This is a genomic window from Enterococcus saigonensis (assembly GCF_011397115.1).
GTDB lineage: Bacteria > Bacillota > Bacilli > Lactobacillales > Enterococcaceae > Enterococcus_C > Enterococcus_C saigonensis.
Genome location: NZ_AP022822.1, coordinates 577,004 through 592,842, shown reverse-complemented (window position 1 = coordinate 592,842; position 15,839 = coordinate 577,004). Strand labels below are relative to the sequence as shown.

Below are 15,839 nucleotides of genomic sequence, written 5' to 3'. Positions count from 1 at the left end.
TTAAGCGAAAATTTGAGAATTTAAAAAAATAACAATTAGCTTTAATTATTATTTTTTTAAACCGAAAAGCTTTACTGCTTTCATACTTGTATATTCAAGAAAGATTCATAAAAATTTCAAATAGATTAACTCTTTTTTGTATAACAGATTTTATAAGTCTATCTTTTTTTAACGCATCTCGCACACAAGATAAGGGGAAAGATAAAGCAAAACTATGCAAAATTTCTTATGAAATCAGGAAAAAAATTAGAGCTATTCTTGATAGATTTTGCCATTTTAGATTATAAACTTTATTGTAAAAGAAAAATTTCAAACTGCCTCTTATTTTTCGGGCATAAAATAAAAAGTAGCATTAGACTTTACTAATGCTACTTTTCCCACTTGATTTATCCCCGAATCGTTACTTGAACTTGACGTCTCCCCCATTTGTTACATTGAGCAACTGTGGGAAAATGGACGTCGATGATATTGCCTTTAATGGCTCCACCTGTATCTAAAGCTAATGCGACACCATAACCTTGAACTTCAACCACCGTTCCCAGTGGAATGACAGTTGGATCTACTGCTACAGCTTGTGGATTTTGACGTAAGTCCGTTCCACTGGCTGTTAAATAACTTGCCCCCGGTTCAGCATAAGAATAAGCAGTTGATTCCATCATCATGGTTTTACCACCTGATGTACTGCCGCCATTATTTGTTTCATTATTTGATTCACTGCTGCTTGTGCCAGTGTCAGTATTACTATTTGACTCAGTTGGTTTACTCACAGTAGTGTTTGTTGTCTCTTCACTTGCAGCATTTTCTTTAACTGCTGCTTGCTCTCTAGCAGCTTCTTGCTCTTTTGCGGCTTGTTTTGCAGCTGCTTGTTCTTTTGCAGCTTTTTCTTTTTCTGCTTTTTCAGCAGCTAAGCGAGCTGTCTCGACTTCTTTACTTTGAGCAATTTTTTGCAATGTACTTTGATTATCAGCTAATTGTTGTTTTAAATTGGCAATTTTACTATCTAATTCGGTGGCTTCAGCTTCTAAGCTAGCTTTATTATCCTCTAGACTAGCCGTTGTTTTTTGCGCTGTAGCTTTTAAATTTTCCAATTTTTCTTTTTCAGTGTTTAAATCAATAACTTTTTGTTTTTGCGCATTTTGCAATAACGTCATCCCATACGCGCGGTTGATAAATTCTTGTAAATTTTTGGCGTCCAATAAGACAGACCAATCACGTTCTGCACCACCGTTTACTTGAATTTCTTTTAAGCGCTCTGCCATGATTTCTTTGCGTTTTTCGATATTTTGTTGTGTTGTAGCAATATCTTTTTGTGCTTTAGCTAACTTTGCTTCATTTTCAGCAATTTTAGCTTTTGTTTTTTCTACTTGATCATATTTGTCATTCACGTCGTTTAAGGCCAATTGTACCTCGGCGCTGATTTGATTACTCTGACGTGTGATAGTAGACTCTTGTTCGTTTAATGAGTCCAATGATTCCGCTGCTGCAAATACTGGGCTGACAAGATTGACAGCTAAAACAGCTATCAGTGCTGTCACCATTTTTTTTGCCTTCACAAAATCCACACCTTTCTTTTCTAATCTCCAACGCCACTTATTATACAAAGGAAAGGTGTATGTATCATTTCAGTTAGATTACATTTTATTACAGCCTCTATCCCTTAGAAGATAATTTGGTGCTTGATTAAAAGTTTTGTACAACAAAAAAGCGAGGAAAATACTAGCTTCTCCCCGCTTACATTTTTTGTAATATTCTCGTAATATCTGCCTAATTTTTTTTGTGATTCAAAACATATTGTCGTACATTTTCTAAACTTTTAACATTATCCAATTTTAGACGATTAAAGTTTTTTAACAGTCTTCTTTGGTGAAAATTAAGCCGTGGAAAGGCATTTTCTGCTTCTGGATGCTCTTTAAAATACTGCGTTAATTCTAAGCGCTGTTGTACAGTATCTTTTTTTTCATCAAAACTATCCTTCAATTCCTCTTTACGTTTGTCTAATTCTCCAGCAATTTTTTTAGTCATACTTTGGAATGATGCCAAGTTAGCTAAGGTATAGCCCAAATCAAACATCATAATCGCAATTAAAATGACGGGAAGATAAAAACCAAAATGCACTGACAGCCAATTAACAGCTAACATCACCCGTGGATGAATCACTTTCACAATCAACACACACCCAATCCCCCAAAATAAGGACACTGGAATAGCTACACGTCCGTTAATATTTAGCGGAACATCATGATAATCCCACCAAGAAGCATGGAATAATTTTTCTAAACCATAACTTGTAACATATTCTAAAACTGTCACTAAAACTGCTGCAAAGATATATAATAGTAGCAAATTGTCGTGAAATGGTCGTAAAAAATATAAAACCATTAAAATACCAAAACCATAAATTGGTGTAATAGGCCCCATTAAAAACCCGCGATAAACAAATTTTCCAGCTTTAATCGAACAAAAAATTGTTTCCCATAACCAGCCGACAAATGAATAACAAAAAAACAAGAGTACTACTGTGATAAACTCTTGCATGATTACCTCCTCCTTGCACAATTTGCTCCAAATTCTTCAAATAATTTCTAAGTCCTCTTTATTGTATCAAATTTCAGTGACTTTTCTAGCTGAAACAGCCTGCCTTTTCTCGATTTGCTTCCTAGGTTACAATAAGAAAAGTAAGCTAAAAATTGCAGCGATTAAAAGTAATAGAAAGTTTTGTTCATTATATTTTTCTATGTCGCAACTATTCGCTAAACGATAGGAGTTTTTAAATGTTTCAATTATTGGTGTATGCAAAAAAATATCGCAAACAAATTATTCTAGGACCTTTTTTCAAGTTTTTGGAAGCCGTTTTTGAATTAATCCTCCCGCTTTTAATGGCCCAATTAGTGGACCAAGGTATTCGCCAAAATAATCACCACGTCGTTTGGCAAATGACTGGTTGGATGATATGTATGTCTATCATTGGGCTGTTATGTGCCATCATCTGTCAATATTATGCTTCTATTGCTTCCCAGAATTTTGGGACAGAACTTCGAAATCAAGTAATGAAAAAGATTAATAGCTTTTCGCATGCTGAATTAAATCTTTTTGGGACAGATACTTTAATTACACGCATGACAAGTGACATCAATCAATTACAGCTAGCACTTGCAATGTTAATTCGTTTAGTTGTCAGAGCCCCTTTTTTAAGTATCGGAGCTGTTATTATGGCCTTTACCATTGACTGGCAAGCAGGAATCGTCTTTTTAATCACCTTGCCGTTGTTTTGTCTCATTTTATTTTTTATCATTAAGACAACGGTCCCTCTCTACCAAAAAGTACAGCAAAAATTGGATATTATAAACGAACTCGTGAGTCAAAATTTAAGTGGCGTCCGCGTTATTCGTGCGTTTTCCCGCCGTAAAACAGAAATAAATCATTTTGCCAAACGCACAGATGATTTATCGACCATTTATGAACGTGTTACAAATATTTCTGCTCTTTTAACACCAGCTACAACGTTCATTATGAATATCGGCATACTTGCTCTTTTTTACTTAGGCGGCTTTAAAGTAAATACAGGACATTTAGCTCAGGGGCAAATTTTAGCTTTAGTAAATTATATGAATCAAATGTTGCTGGCATTAATTGTCGTTTCCAATTTAGTTATCATTTTTACCCGTGCTGCCGCTTCTGCTAACCGCGTAAATGAAGTCTTGCAAACAACACCAAGTATTCCAAATACAACTGAGCGTGTTAGAGTAAACACAGAAAAATTGAGTCTGATAAAAACTGCTAAACACCAAGGCGCAATTGCATTTCAAAATGTTGATTTTCGTTTTGCTCCTCAATTTGGTCTCGTGTTAAAAGATATTAATTTTACTGTTGCCCCTGGTAGTACTCTAGGTATCATTGGTCCGACTGGAAGCGGTAAGTCCACTTTATCTCAACTCATTCCACGCTTTTATGATGTTACCTGTGGCAGTGTGTCCGTAGATAATCTGGATGTAAGAAATTGGCCTCTAACAAAATTACGTGCTGAAATTGCAATGGTACCGCAAACTGCGGTCTTATTTAGTGGCACAATTAAAGAAAATCTCCAATGGGGTAAAAAAGATGCGACAGATGCACAATGTTGGGCAGCTCTTGAATTAGCCCAAGCCAAAGATTTTGTCGCAGCTTTACCTAAGGGATTGGAAACTCCTATTTTTGAAGGGGGTAAAAACTTTTCTGGTGGGCAAAAACAACGCCTAACAATTGCGCGAGCGGTAATTTCGAATCCTCGTATTTTGATTTTGGACGATTCTCTGAGTGCCTTAGATTACAAAACCGACTTAGAATTACGCCAAGCCTTGCAAAGAGAATTAAATGGAACGCTTATTATTATTTCGCAACGTGTCCGTTCCATTCAAGAAGCGCAACAAATTTTAGTGCTAGACGCTGGAAAACAAGTTGGTTTAGGAACTCATGAACAATTACTTGCTACTTCACCCCAATATCAAGCAATTGTGCACTCACAAGAGGAGGTCTCATTATGAAGTCAAAAAAAATCGACTGGTCCGTTTTAAGACGGTTTAATCCTTACTTGTTATCCTTTAAAAAAGAAATTTGGGCGGCCATCTTTTTAGGCATCATCGCAGGAGGCGCAAGTGTTTTTATCACCTATCAAATCGGACAAGCAGTCGATCAAATGTTAGGAAAAAAACAAGTCAATTTTGCTAATTTAAACCATATTTTGTTACTCTTTGCAAGTGTTGTTTTACTAACAGTTTTTAGTCAGTTGTTCATCCAACGCTTATCAAATAAAATTGCTTATTTTGCAGCCGGCCAACTACGCAAAGATGCTTTTACACATTTAAATAAATTACCATTAAGTTATTATGATCAAACGCCCCATGGAAATATCGTTAGTCGTTTTACCAATGATATGGATAACATTGCAATTGCTGTCGCCGCTGTTTTTAACCAAGTATTTTCTGGTGTTTCTATCGTGTTAATTGCATTTGTAGTCATGCTGCGTTTAAGTGTTGTCCTGACTTTCGTGGTTTTAGTGGCAACGCCCATCATTTTTCTTGTGAGTTGGTTAGTAGCCTCACAATCTCAAGCTAATTTTGCACGTCAACAAGAAATTGTCGGCGAAATATCTGGCTTTGTCACAGAAATGGTAGGCAATCAAAAAATCGTCAAAGCTTTCCAACAAGAAGATGTAAACCAAGTAAAATTTGAAACTATCAATCAGGAATTAAACGTACGGGGACAAAAGGCGCAATTCTCTTCCTCTTTAACCAATCCCATGTCCCGATTTGTTGATCATTTGGCCTATTTAGCCGTTGGATTTGTCGGCGGACTATTAGTTTTAAATGGAAGTGAATTGGTGACAATTGGCATCATTTCTAGTTTCACCATTTATGCCAGTCAATTTACCAAACCTTTTATTGAACTTTCTGGTATAACGACGCAAATTCAAACAGCCATTGCCGGCTTAATTCGAACCTTTGAAATTTTAGATCAAAAAATCGAAACACCTGATGCGCCAGACGCCATCACCTTAACAACAGTTAAAGGTGCAGTTGTCTTTTCCCATGTTGACTTTAGCTATACAGCAGACCAACACTTAATTCATGATTTCAATTTTACGGCCAATCCTGGCGAGACAATTGCGATTGTAGGAAAAACCGGTGCTGGAAAATCAACATTAGTCAATTTATTGATGCGTTTTTATGAAGTTGATGCTGGAATGATTACTTTAGACGGCCACGATATTCGTCAGATCAGTCGCGATAGTTTACGTCAAAGTTTTGGAATGGTATTACAAGATACTTGGCTTTTTGACGCCAGCTTGCGGGAAAACCTTACTTATGGTAACCCCCATGCAACTGACGCCGTAATTTATGAAGCCTTACAAAAAACCTATATGTATGATTACGTGCAACGTCTTCCACAAAAATTAGATACCTTCATTGGAGCCAGTGGTATCAAAATATCAGACGGACAACGTCAATTATTGACAATTGCCCGTACCATGATCTCTGAACCTCATTTACTAATCCTAGATGAGGCTACTAGCTCTGTTGATACTCTCACCGAGCAAAAAATACAGGCAGCGTTTTTAGCCATGATGAAAGGAAAAACGAGCTTTGTTATCGCTCATCGCTTAGCCACGATTCAAGCTGCTGATAAAATTCTCGTCATGGATCAAGGCGAAATTGTGGAACAAGGTAGCCACGAAAGTTTATTAGCCCAAAAAGGATATTACGCTGAACTTTACCAAGCACAATTCGAGCAATCTTAATCTAAATAAAAAAAGTTGGCACGCATGCAATCAAATCTAAAGCTGCATGTGCGCCAATTTTTTTATTTAGTTCAATAGACCCAACTCTTTTTTCCATGTTAAAACACGTACAACTGCTGTATCTAAGTCAGATTCCGCATATTTACCTGCTTTTATCGCTGCTAAAATAGTCGGAATTTGCACCTGGTAACTAGAAGACATAATCAAATCATTTCCTGCTTGTAAGGCAGCTAAGCCTGCCTCTGCTTGAGAAATAAAATCAGCTAAGCCCGCCATATCCATATCATCTGTCATAATCACACCTTTAAATCCTAATTCATTTCGTAATACATCATGTACCGGTTTAGAAATAGAGGCAGGTTTTGTCTGATCAATGTGCGTAATAATATTATGTGATACTAAAATACTGTCTGCTCCTGCTTTAATTCCCGCTTTAAATGGTTTAAAGTCGGTTTGGCGTAATTCTTGCAAACTCCGGGTATCATGTACAATTTCAACATGAGAATCCCGATTATTTCCATATCCTGGGAAATGTTTTAAGGTAGAGCCACTTTTTTCTGCTGCCAATGCTTTTACAACTGTAGTGACATATTCACTGGTTTCCTCTTCATCTAAACCAATCGTACGATCGTAAATAAAGGCATTAGGATCTGTTGCAACATCTGCGATAGGAAATAATCCTGCGTTAATGCCAAATTCGTGGAGAATTTTTGCTTTACTAATAGTATCGGACTTAATCGCTGCAAAACCGCCCGCTTCGTATAATGCTTGTGGGGAAGCAAAGGGGGCTGTGATTAAATTGGCATTTTGACTAAGACGTGTGACTGTGCCTCCTTCTTCATCAGAGCCAATTAGTAAAGGAATATCACTAGCATCTTGGTAACTTTTTATCTTTTCAATCAAACTCTCCTTTGTTTCATTCTCCATGTCACGCCCAAAGAGCACATAACCACCTAAATGGTATGTTTCAATATCTTGTACTTGATTTTGTTCTGGTACCCGAACAAAAAATAATTGTCCGACCTTTTCTTCTAAACTCATATTTTTCAGCTTTTCTTTTACACTATGATCCACTTCTTCACTGTTAGAAGTTGGCATTTCTTTTATTACTGTTTTAGAAGAAGCTGTATTTTTTTCATTTTCTTGCTTACCCGTAAAATCAAAAAATAAATTTAAAATAAAAAAGCTTCCTAAAACTAAAATAATTGCAGTCAAAAGAATAATCAAAAAATTTTTCATTTTTCCTCCTTAAAACAATTCCATTACTTTTACTCTCTACTTTATTCTAACATGAGTAACTGTAAAGCATGGAAATACCGCTTTTGTTTTCCATCAAAAAAACCGTAGGAGTTGTCTGAAGACAAGTCCTACGGTTTTTTTCGCCCTGGGATGAAGGACGGGTATTTGTTTAATTCGAATGAAGTCTTTTTGCAAGACGTCGATACGGTAAAGCGCGTCCTACTATATAAATAATCATTGTTTCTAAAGGAATCATGATGGCGGCCTTAATCAAGCGTGTCGTCCATAAACCTGCATTGGTCAAATCAATACCATACATTAATGATAACCACAGTGGTGTTAAGCAAAAGCTAAAAACTACAGTGTTTACTAGCACACACAAGAAAGAATTTTTCCATGTAATTTCTTTTTTGTAAAAGAAAAAACCATAAATTAGTCCACCTAAGAAGGCATTAAACGTAAAGCCGATAAAAAATGGTGCTTTTGCTAACAAAGTATTGCCAATCACATCTGCAACCACTGCACCGACTCCAGTCCAAAAAGGACCAAACAAAGTTGCCATCACCACTTCAGGTACAAAACTAAAAGTGATTTTTAGCAATTGGGTTTCAAACCCGAAAACCTGCGACAAAACAACCATCAAAGCAATCAACATTGCCATGACCGCAATCATGTAAGCGTCGACTTTTCTTTTCATAACTCAGCATCTCCTTAATAGAGCTGCCGCATAAAATAATGCAGCGAATGCGAAAATAAAACCGCGAATTGCATGCAATTCTTCGTCCTAAGGGCAACATCCCATCCCTCAGACACTTAACGCTTTATTTCCTACTCTGTCATATTTGAGGCTATAAAAACCCCGCCTAAAATATAGCACGAATCTATTGCTACAACAAGCTAATCACACTTTAGGTCTTAAAAATTTGTAACGAACGTTAAGATTCTAAGTGCTTACACCAAAAATAAATTGCTCTCACGTTTGACGTTAAAATTCTATTCATTTCCATTAATTACTTTTAGATAAGTCCCCATCTAAAATGTCATAATTTTTCTTTCTGCTTTTTTGAAAAAAAATCCTGCCATAAATTTATGACAGGAAAAAGTGATTATTTTGTTAGCGCACTTTTCACATTACTCATAACGCTTTTTTGTAATTTCAACGCCTTTGTAAATATAGGAATATCAAAGTGTTTACTTAGTGTTCCTGCTACAAAATACGCGATATTGTAGTCCACTAAACTATGCACCACACCGCCAAAGCCTAACAAGACAAAATAGAAATAAAAGACACCGCCATCATAAGTTCCTGGTGTACCAAGATTAATCATGTTAAAAGCAAGCACAACGACTACTTCTGCAGCTGCATGAATCAACCCCAATATGACATTGTATATTTGAAAACGAACATTGGCTAAAGTAAATTGTCCATTTTGTAATACGATTTGCGGATTTTTTTGCAGATAAAGTGCCCCAATTGTTGCAAAAATGACATGAGTTAACGCACGCAACGCAATAATAACTGGTAATCCCGAAACTAAAAAACCAAAAGTTGTCCCTAATGAAACAGCAATAGCCACTGCTGGCGAAAAAAACATTGCAATAAATAATGGCACATGACTTGCTAAGGTAAAAGATGCTGGTCCAATTACAATTTTGGGCATAACCATCGGAATCATGATTCCCAAGCCAATTAATAGTGCTGCAATAGTTAGATGACGCACAGAATTATTTCTCATTTTTTCCTCCTTGAAAAATACAACGTTTAGTTTAATCTTAATTTAAGTGTCAAGACACTTAATTCTTTTCTATTTTATTGGTAATCAGCCAATGTGTCAAGACATATTGATTTCTTTCACGAAAGAATACTGAAATATTTCATTAAACTATTGATGAATAAAAAAACCTTTCGCACCAAATAGCGAAAGGCTTTTTCATCTTCTACTTTTTAATTGTCAACATCGCATTACTCAAAGCAGCAAATTCAGCCAAGGATAATGTCTCTCCCCGTCGTTTCGGGTCAATGGCAGCTCGTTCTAAGCTTTGTAGCAGCCAAGTTTTAGTTTCTTCATCTTTTCCATAAGCATGAAGTAAATTATTCCAAAGTGTTTTCCGCCGTAATTGAAAAGCTGCTTTGGTTAATTTAAAGAATTCTCTCTCATCTACAACTTTCACAGCTGGTTGATTACGACGAGTTAATTTCAAAATAGCCGAATCAACATTCGGTTGAGGCACAAAAACTGTTTTTGGAACGATGAACGCTAATTTCGCTTCCATAAAGTATTGCACAGCAATTGATAAAGAACCATATGCTTTGGTCCCTGGTACAGCCGAGATACGATCAGCTACCTCTTTTTGCATCATTACAACCATTTCAGCTACTGGTAAATCACTTTCCAAAAAATGCATCATAATTGGCGTTGTAATGTAATAAGGTAAATTTGCCACAACTTTTAATGGAAGACTATTATCAGTAAAGTTTTCTGTCGTTAATTTCAGCAAATCTGCTTTTAAAACATCTTGATGAATCACTTTGACATTTTGATAGTCATGCAATGTATCTGCTAAGACGGAAATTAGGCGATCATCAATTTCAAAAGCTAAAACTTCTTTGGCAGATTTTGCTAATTGTTCTGTTAAGGCACCAATTCCCGGACCTACTTCAATGACATTCGTCTGTTCATCAATTTCAGCTGTAGCAACAATTTTTCTTAAAACATTGGGTTCTGTTAAAAAATTCTGGCCTAAACTTTTTTTAAAGGTAAACCCATGCTTTTGTAAAATTTCTTTGGTTTTTGAAGGTGTGGCAATATCACGTGTGTCTTTCAAGGTCGTCCTCCAACTCTTTTTTGATTTCCTGCATCGCTGTCTTTAATTCTTCGGGCGTGATACGAAACATTGCTAATCTCTTGGTCAACTGTTTACTGTTAGTGTACCCAATTTTCAATTTATCGCCGAGTTTTTCCCGTAATAGTTTGGCAGAAGCTCCCGCTATTAAACCATAGTCTATTAAGCTTTGTCTACTGATTAAAGGAATTTCCTCATTCGTATCTACCGGTGTCACAACTTTTCGTAAAGCTTCTAAAATTGCATCATCACTAGCATGTTCTACGCCTAGAGAACCATGACTACGATTAGGGGTAGCTTCCTTACGAGGTAAAAAGGCATGTTTTGCCCCAGGTACAACTTCCATAATTATTTTCCGGATTTTTTCTCCAGAAAAATCTGGGTCCGTAAAAATAATGACACCTCGCGTGTTATAAGCATGTTCAATTTGAGCTAAAATATCATCGTTAATTGCTGAACCAATTGTTTCAATGGTATCTGCTTTAACAACTTCTTGCAGCCTTCTTGTATCGTCTTTTCCTTCAACGACAATAATCTCTTCAATTACCGGCTTATTCATTGGGCAATCTCAAACAAACGATGGGCATTTTCCCGGGTAATAGCTGCTACTTTTTCAAAAGGTATTTGACGTAATTCTGCAATTTTCTCTACCACATAGCGCGTATAGCCTGGTTCATTACGTTTACCACGATAAGGAACTGGTGCTAGAAAAGGCGCATCTGTTTCCACTAAAAGACGCTCAAGAGGAACAATCGTCGCTGCCTCTTGTACATCTAGTGCTTTTTTAAAAGTCACAACGCCGCTAAAAGATAGATGCATACCAAGATCTAAGAAGCGTTTTGCCCATTCACTACTACCACTAAAGCTATGCATAATTCCGCCAATCTCTGCTATCTTCTCGTCTTTTAAAATACGGTACGTATCTTCTAGCGCGTCACGGGTATGAATACTAACAGGCAAATGCATTTCTTTTGCAATCGCAATTTGGCGACGGAAAATTTTTTCTTGTACTTCTTTTGGATCTTCCATCCAATAATAGTCCAAACCAATTTCACCTAAGGCTACTACTTTAGGCATTGTCAATTGTTCTTGCAGTTGAATTTCGATCTCTTTTGTATAGCTACCTGCTTCGGTTGGATGCCAGCCAATAATACTATAAATATTGGCATATTCTTGACTTAAAGCTAAACTTTTTTCAATTGTCGGCGTGTCAAAACCGACCACAGCCATCTCCGTTACACCAAGTTCTTTCGCCCGTTGAATAGTTTCGGGAATATCTTCATTAAATTGCTCCGCGTTCAAATGTGTATGGGAATCAAAAATCACCAGATTCACTTCCTTAATTAATTTATCTTTTGTTTAATTTAAATGAGGACAAACAGCTCCATCATAACACGATAATCCACAGTATAAAACTATCGCTACTCACTTTCATTTCATTAGTAACTTTAGCACAAAAACGTTTGTCTCTAAAGTAAAGCCCCTATAAAAAAATAACTTTTGTAAAAATTTAGTTGTTAGCCTGCTCTAATCTTTTAAAACCCAATCTCTTAACGTTGCAAAATCCGCCCTAAGTCTGATTTAAGTTTCTCGTTTTTCTTTATAATTAAAGTAGTTTTTTTACTCAAAATCTAGTAGGATAACGAATTTTCTTTACAAGAAGGAAAGTCGTTAGTTCTTTGCCCGCTTTAGCGTCTTACTTATCTTTTATTAGTCCCAAATTTTTTATTACAAAAAGGAGTTAAAATATGGAGAATTTTAATCACAAATACCCGCAATTTGCACAATACTTGCGTCAAAAATATTCTCAAACTACGAAAGATCAAATTGTGACTTGGGGACACTTTGCTATTTTAGCTTTATTTGGCCTTATGCTAAAATTCAGCTTTACCGGCCAATTGCTACTCATCTTCATCTTTATCACCTTTGCTGCTGTAGTCAAAGGCCCTATGATGATTTTATACAGTTCAATTTATCTTTTCCTAACCAGTTTATTTCCACCAATTGGTATCATCTTATCTGCACTTTTGTTTGTCTTATCTCTGCTGGAATTAAAACGTAATTGGCAGCTAAATCTCACTGCCTTTTTCTTTTACGGCGTACCACTCCTATCGACTTTGCTTTTGAAATTCAGCTCAAGCGATCCTTTTTGGTTAAAAAATGTGCTGCTTCTAATCGGTGTGATTGCTTTTCACTTCATTTTACAAAAATTCTATCGCAAAGGTTTCACAAGCCTCTCGCTCCTGTGGTTCCTTATCGCAATGCCTTATGAACTGCTGTTATTTATTATCCCAAAAAAGAACAGTCGTTTGCGTCATAATTCTTCAAAAAAACTTTAAAATAAACGCAATTCAACTAGAAACAGCCGTTTTAAACGTTACCTGTCAATATCCAGGCGACGTTTATTTTATTTGTAATAAAAACGAAATAATTTTCATCTAAATTTAGCAAAATCTTATCTGATGTTCGATTGCTTTTTCCCAAACAATCTTATATTCTATACTAGTTAGCAGAATTTTAAAGGAGGCCGTTTCATGCAGTTCATTCTAGGTGTTATCGCTATTTTATTAGCATTTTCAGTCTATGCATTTTTTATCGAACCTAGTCGGCTCAAGCAACGGCATTACTTGATTCGTAAAAACAAGCAACGCGTATTGGATATTTCAGATGCCTATGATATGTTTACCCAAGAAGGCGATGTTACAATTGCCCATATTAGTGATTTGCATTTCTCTCGTTGGTCCAAACCCCGTAGATTGAACAAAATTATTCGTTCTATCATGGAAATGCAACCAGATATTATCGTTTTTACTGGTGATTTGATTGATGATTATAAACATTGGCCAAAAAAACAAACAGATCGTTTAATTGAAAAATTAAAACGACTTAAAGCGCCAATGGGAAAAATCGCTGTGTTAGGCAATCACGATTATAAACATGGTGGCCAGTACTTCGTTAAAGAAGTATTAAAAGAAGCTGGTTTTACTACTTTAGTTAATGAAGAGGTTTTTGGCTCTGATGCTAAAATTTCAATGAATATTGTCGGAATTGATGATCTAAGTGGTGGTAGTCCCAGCTATAACTTCGAATCAACTTTAGCTGAATGGCACATTTTATTAGCCCATCAGCCTGATCAAATTGAAGCAATTCATAGTTTAGACCAATATGACTTGGTTTTATCCGGACACAGCCATGGTGGGCAAATACGTCTCCCTTACTTATATATCAAAACACAAGGCGCTAAGCGTTATACGGACAGTTTATATTTACCAACAAAGAATACGATTTTATCTGTTAATACAGGTGTCGGCATGACGATGATCCCAGCCCGTTTTGGTGTACCACCAGAAATAATTTATTACCATCTTTCAAACAAACGTCAAATCTTTGAAAATTTTGATGGTAATTTTAATTTTGAAAAACAAATTACAGTTGAAAAAAATGAAGGAACACCAGAAGAAACTAGAAATGAATATATTGCACCTGATCGGAAGGCTGTTCCCCAAACACCCACTGATATACCTACAAATCCAAATGCTAATCCCGAGGATAAACCTGAGGATAAGACAGATAAGATTGTAGATATCAATTTATTCCGTCGTCGCTATAAAAATAAAAAAATTATCTAAATAAAAGAACGACTTTCAAAAATCACATTTTGAAAGTCGTTCTTTTTGTTCCATTATAAAAAATCAAAAAGCTCCTAAAAAAAACTTTCTCTAAAAAGAGAAAGTTAAATAAAATTTATTGAAGCCCTACGGCAATGGCAATAATGATAAAGATAGAACCCAGGACAAAGAAGAAACCTTGCATCTTGATTTGGAACTTCGCCCATTTTGCCCACTCGATATGTGCAACACCTAAAACACCGATTAAGCTTGCTGAAACTGGTGTAAACGCATCGACAAATCCTGCCCCTAATTGGTAAGCCAAAACTGCAACTTGGCGAGAAACACCTACAAGGTCAGCAAGTGGCGCCATAATTGGCATTGTTAAAGCTGCTTGTCCAGAGTTTGAAGTAACAACCAAATTGAATAAACTTTGGAAAACATACATTGCCCAAGCACCAACCATTGCTGGTACTCCACTTAATAAACCACCAACACTATGCAACATCGTGTTTAAGGCAGATGGCATATTCGCATCTGAACCACCTAAAACAAGTAAAATTCCTTTTGCCATACCAACAACAATCGCCGTTCCGGCTAAATCGGCAGCACCGCTTTGGAAACTTTTGGCAATATCATTCCAACCCATTTCATCAAGTTTAAATAATACTGCAATAATACCGGCCACTAAGCCCATTACAAAGAATTGAGATGCAATTTCAGGAATATAATAGCCTTGCTGCGTTACACCCCAAACGATCCAAATTAATACGACTAACATTTCCAATAAAATTAATTTGTGCCCTAATAAGAAAGGTTTCTTTTCCTCATTTGTTTTTTGAATTTGATCACGGAAATGCGCATCAGATTCATAAACTTCTGATTTCATTGGATTTTTACGAATACGTTCTGCATAAAGTGATAAGTATAACGCAGAAAGCGCCGTAATAACAAACCACATAATTAAACGGAAAGTTGCGCCGGATAAGACTGGGATGCCAGCAATTCCTTGCGCTACTGCCACACTAAAAGGACTCATCCAAGAAGCCGCGTTCCCCACCTGGGAAGCAACATAGGTTACCGTAACCGCAACAATCGAGTCATAACCCAACGCTATGACAAAAGGTACCATCACCATTGAAAACGGAATAACCTCTTCGGCCATTCCAAAAGTTGCACCACCAAAAGAAAAGGCAAAAAACAGCAATGGAATTGCTAGTCGTTCCAAGCCACGTGTTTTGGAAATAAAAGCAAAAATTCCTGCATCGATTGCTCCGGTGCGCATAATAATCCCAAAAGCACCACCAACAACTAGAATTAAAGCAACAATCCCAACGGCTGAACCATACTTATCACCAGAAACTAAACCTTCAAAAACAAAATTCAAGAAACCAAAACCATTAAAATCATCAGTTCCCCAAATCTTAGCGGTTTTGTGTAGCTTTTCTGACTTATCGTAAATTTTGTCACCATATAATTTATACAGCGCATCATCTGTCAGATTAATGCCGTCTAGTGTTTCTTGTGAAAGTTTACTTTCACCTTCTTTAATAACACCTTCAACGTCTTCTTTGGCAACATCTAACTCATCTAACTCTGTTTGATTACCTGCTAAATCCTCCAGTTTGTCAAAAACAAACTCTTTATTCAAGGGGTAATCATAACGGAAGGTGTCTTGTTCCAAGACTGTCCGTGTTGCTACTTCGCCATTAGCGTCTTTGTACTCAACTTCAGTGGTGGAAAATTTACCTGCTGGCACAATAAACGTCAACAGCCACGCCGCGATAACAACCATAAAAATAATGACATAAGTATGGGGCGTACGCATTTTTGTTAAATCACGTTTTTTCTTGTTCTTCATATCTCTATCCTCT

At 36.4% G+C, this 15,839-nt stretch carries 12 protein-coding genes, 1 pseudogene and 1 riboswitch; of the genes and pseudogenes, 4 read left to right on the top strand and 9 right to left on the bottom strand.

All coding sequences use genetic code 11. The annotated features are described in order from the left end of the window. Positions 1–386 precede the first annotated feature (386 nt). Together EsVE80_RS02700 and EsVE80_RS02695 are read right to left on the bottom strand one after the other, a co-directional pair. Entirely contained in the window at positions 387–1,553 is a 1,167-nt protein-coding gene (locus EsVE80_RS02700; RefSeq protein WP_173102361.1) for a 3D domain-containing protein, read from the bottom strand. A gap of 211 nt (positions 1,554–1,764) precedes the next feature. Beyond that, positions 1,765–2,535, bottom strand: coding sequence for a putative ABC transporter permease (locus EsVE80_RS02695; RefSeq protein WP_173102360.1), 771 nt, complete (start codon positions 2,533–2,535; stop codon positions 1,765–1,767). A gap of 236 nt (positions 2,536–2,771) precedes the next feature. Between EsVE80_RS02695 and EsVE80_RS02690 the strand changes: the two genes are divergently transcribed. After that, positions 2,772–4,520, top strand: coding sequence for an ABC transporter ATP-binding protein (locus EsVE80_RS02690; protein ID WP_173102359.1), 1,749 nt, complete (start codon positions 2,772–2,774; stop codon positions 4,518–4,520). Beyond that, on the top strand, positions 4,517–6,274 hold the full coding sequence (locus tag EsVE80_RS02685; protein WP_173102358.1) for an ABC transporter ATP-binding protein: 1,758 nt from the start codon (positions 4,517–4,519) through the stop codon (positions 6,272–6,274). The genes EsVE80_RS02690 and EsVE80_RS02685 overlap by 4 nt, the downstream gene beginning before the upstream one ends. Positions 6,275–6,340: 66 nt before the next feature. On the opposite strand, the gene EsVE80_RS02680 is transcribed toward EsVE80_RS02685, so the two are convergent. From EsVE80_RS02680 to EsVE80_RS02655, 6 genes are all read right to left on the bottom strand, one after another. After that, positions 6,341–7,513 (bottom strand): glycoside hydrolase family 3 protein, encoded by a 1,173-nt coding sequence (locus tag EsVE80_RS02680; RefSeq protein WP_173102357.1) that lies wholly within the window; start codon positions 7,511–7,513, stop codon positions 6,341–6,343. A gap of 169 nt (positions 7,514–7,682) precedes the next feature. Next, positions 7,683–8,210 (bottom strand): folate family ECF transporter S component, encoded by a 528-nt coding sequence (locus EsVE80_RS02675; RefSeq protein WP_173102356.1) that lies wholly within the window; start codon positions 8,208–8,210, stop codon positions 7,683–7,685. A 39-nt stretch (positions 8,211–8,249) separates the two neighbouring features. After that, a riboswitch (THF riboswitch) is annotated at positions 8,250–8,351 on the bottom strand. Between the two features lie 268 nt (positions 8,352–8,619). Continuing rightward, positions 8,620–9,249 (bottom strand): hypothetical protein, encoded by a 630-nt coding sequence (locus EsVE80_RS02670; protein WP_173102355.1) that lies wholly within the window; start codon positions 9,247–9,249, stop codon positions 8,620–8,622. 202 nt (positions 9,250–9,451) lie between these two features. Further along, positions 9,452–10,339: a 16S rRNA (adenine(1518)-N(6)/adenine(1519)-N(6))-dimethyltransferase RsmA gene (rsmA, locus tag EsVE80_RS02665; RefSeq protein WP_173102354.1), complete on the bottom strand. Its 888-nt coding sequence runs from the start codon at positions 10,337–10,339 to the stop codon at positions 9,452–9,454. Then, positions 10,323–10,916: a ribonuclease M5 gene (gene rnmV, locus EsVE80_RS02660; protein ID WP_173102353.1), complete on the bottom strand. Its 594-nt coding sequence runs from the start codon at positions 10,914–10,916 to the stop codon at positions 10,323–10,325. Before rnmV ends, rsmA begins: the two co-directional genes overlap by 17 nt. Continuing rightward, on the bottom strand, positions 10,913–11,683 hold the full coding sequence (locus EsVE80_RS02655) for a TatD family hydrolase (protein WP_173102352.1): 771 nt from the start codon (positions 11,681–11,683) through the stop codon (positions 10,913–10,915). The genes rnmV and EsVE80_RS02655 overlap by 4 nt, the downstream gene beginning before the upstream one ends. 422 nt (positions 11,684–12,105) lie before the next feature. Between EsVE80_RS02655 and EsVE80_RS02650 the strand changes: the two genes are divergently transcribed. Together EsVE80_RS02650 and EsVE80_RS02645 are read left to right on the top strand one after the other, a co-directional pair. After that, positions 12,106–12,696 (top strand): hypothetical protein, encoded by a 591-nt coding sequence (locus EsVE80_RS02650; protein WP_173102351.1) that lies wholly within the window; start codon positions 12,106–12,108, stop codon positions 12,694–12,696. Positions 12,697–12,891: 195 nt separating this feature from the next. Next, a pseudogene (locus tag EsVE80_RS02645) lies at positions 12,892–13,743 on the top strand (metallophosphoesterase); the annotation flags it as partial. A gap of 358 nt (positions 13,744–14,101) precedes the next feature. On the opposite strand, the gene yfcC reads toward EsVE80_RS02645, so the two are convergent. Then, on the bottom strand, positions 14,102–15,826 hold the full coding sequence (yfcC, locus tag EsVE80_RS02640; RefSeq protein WP_173102349.1) for a putative basic amino acid antiporter YfcC: 1,725 nt from the start codon (positions 15,824–15,826) through the stop codon (positions 14,102–14,104). Between the last annotated feature and the right edge of the window lie 13 nt (positions 15,827–15,839).

Excerpts from the sequence above, each read along its gene's own strand:
- EsVE80_RS02695 (WP_173102360.1), bottom strand. The coding sequence starts at position 2,535 with ATGCAAGAGTTTATCACAGTAGTACTCTTGTTTTTTTGTTATTCATTT.
- EsVE80_RS02690 (WP_173102359.1), top strand. The coding sequence starts at position 2,772 with ATGTTTCAATTATTGGTGTATGCAAAAAAATATCGCAAACAAATTATT.
- EsVE80_RS02685 (WP_173102358.1), top strand. The coding sequence starts at position 4,517 with ATGAAGTCAAAAAAAATCGACTGGTCCGTTTTAAGACGGTTTAATCCT.
- EsVE80_RS02680 (WP_173102357.1), bottom strand. The coding sequence starts at position 7,513 with ATGAAAAATTTTTTGATTATTCTTTTGACTGCAATTATTTTAGTTTTA.
- EsVE80_RS02675 (WP_173102356.1), bottom strand. The coding sequence starts at position 8,210 with ATGAAAAGAAAAGTCGACGCTTACATGATTGCGGTCATGGCAATGTTG.
- EsVE80_RS02670 (WP_173102355.1), bottom strand. The coding sequence starts at position 9,249 with ATGAGAAATAATTCTGTGCGTCATCTAACTATTGCAGCACTATTAATT.
- rnmV (WP_173102353.1), bottom strand. The coding sequence starts at position 10,916 with ATGAATAAGCCGGTAATTGAAGAGATTATTGTCGTTGAAGGAAAAGAC.
- EsVE80_RS02650 (WP_173102351.1), top strand. The coding sequence starts at position 12,106 with ATGGAGAATTTTAATCACAAATACCCGCAATTTGCACAATACTTGCGT.
- yfcC (WP_173102349.1), bottom strand. The coding sequence starts at position 15,826 with ATGAAGAACAAGAAAAAACGTGATTTAACAAAAATGCGTACGCCCCAT.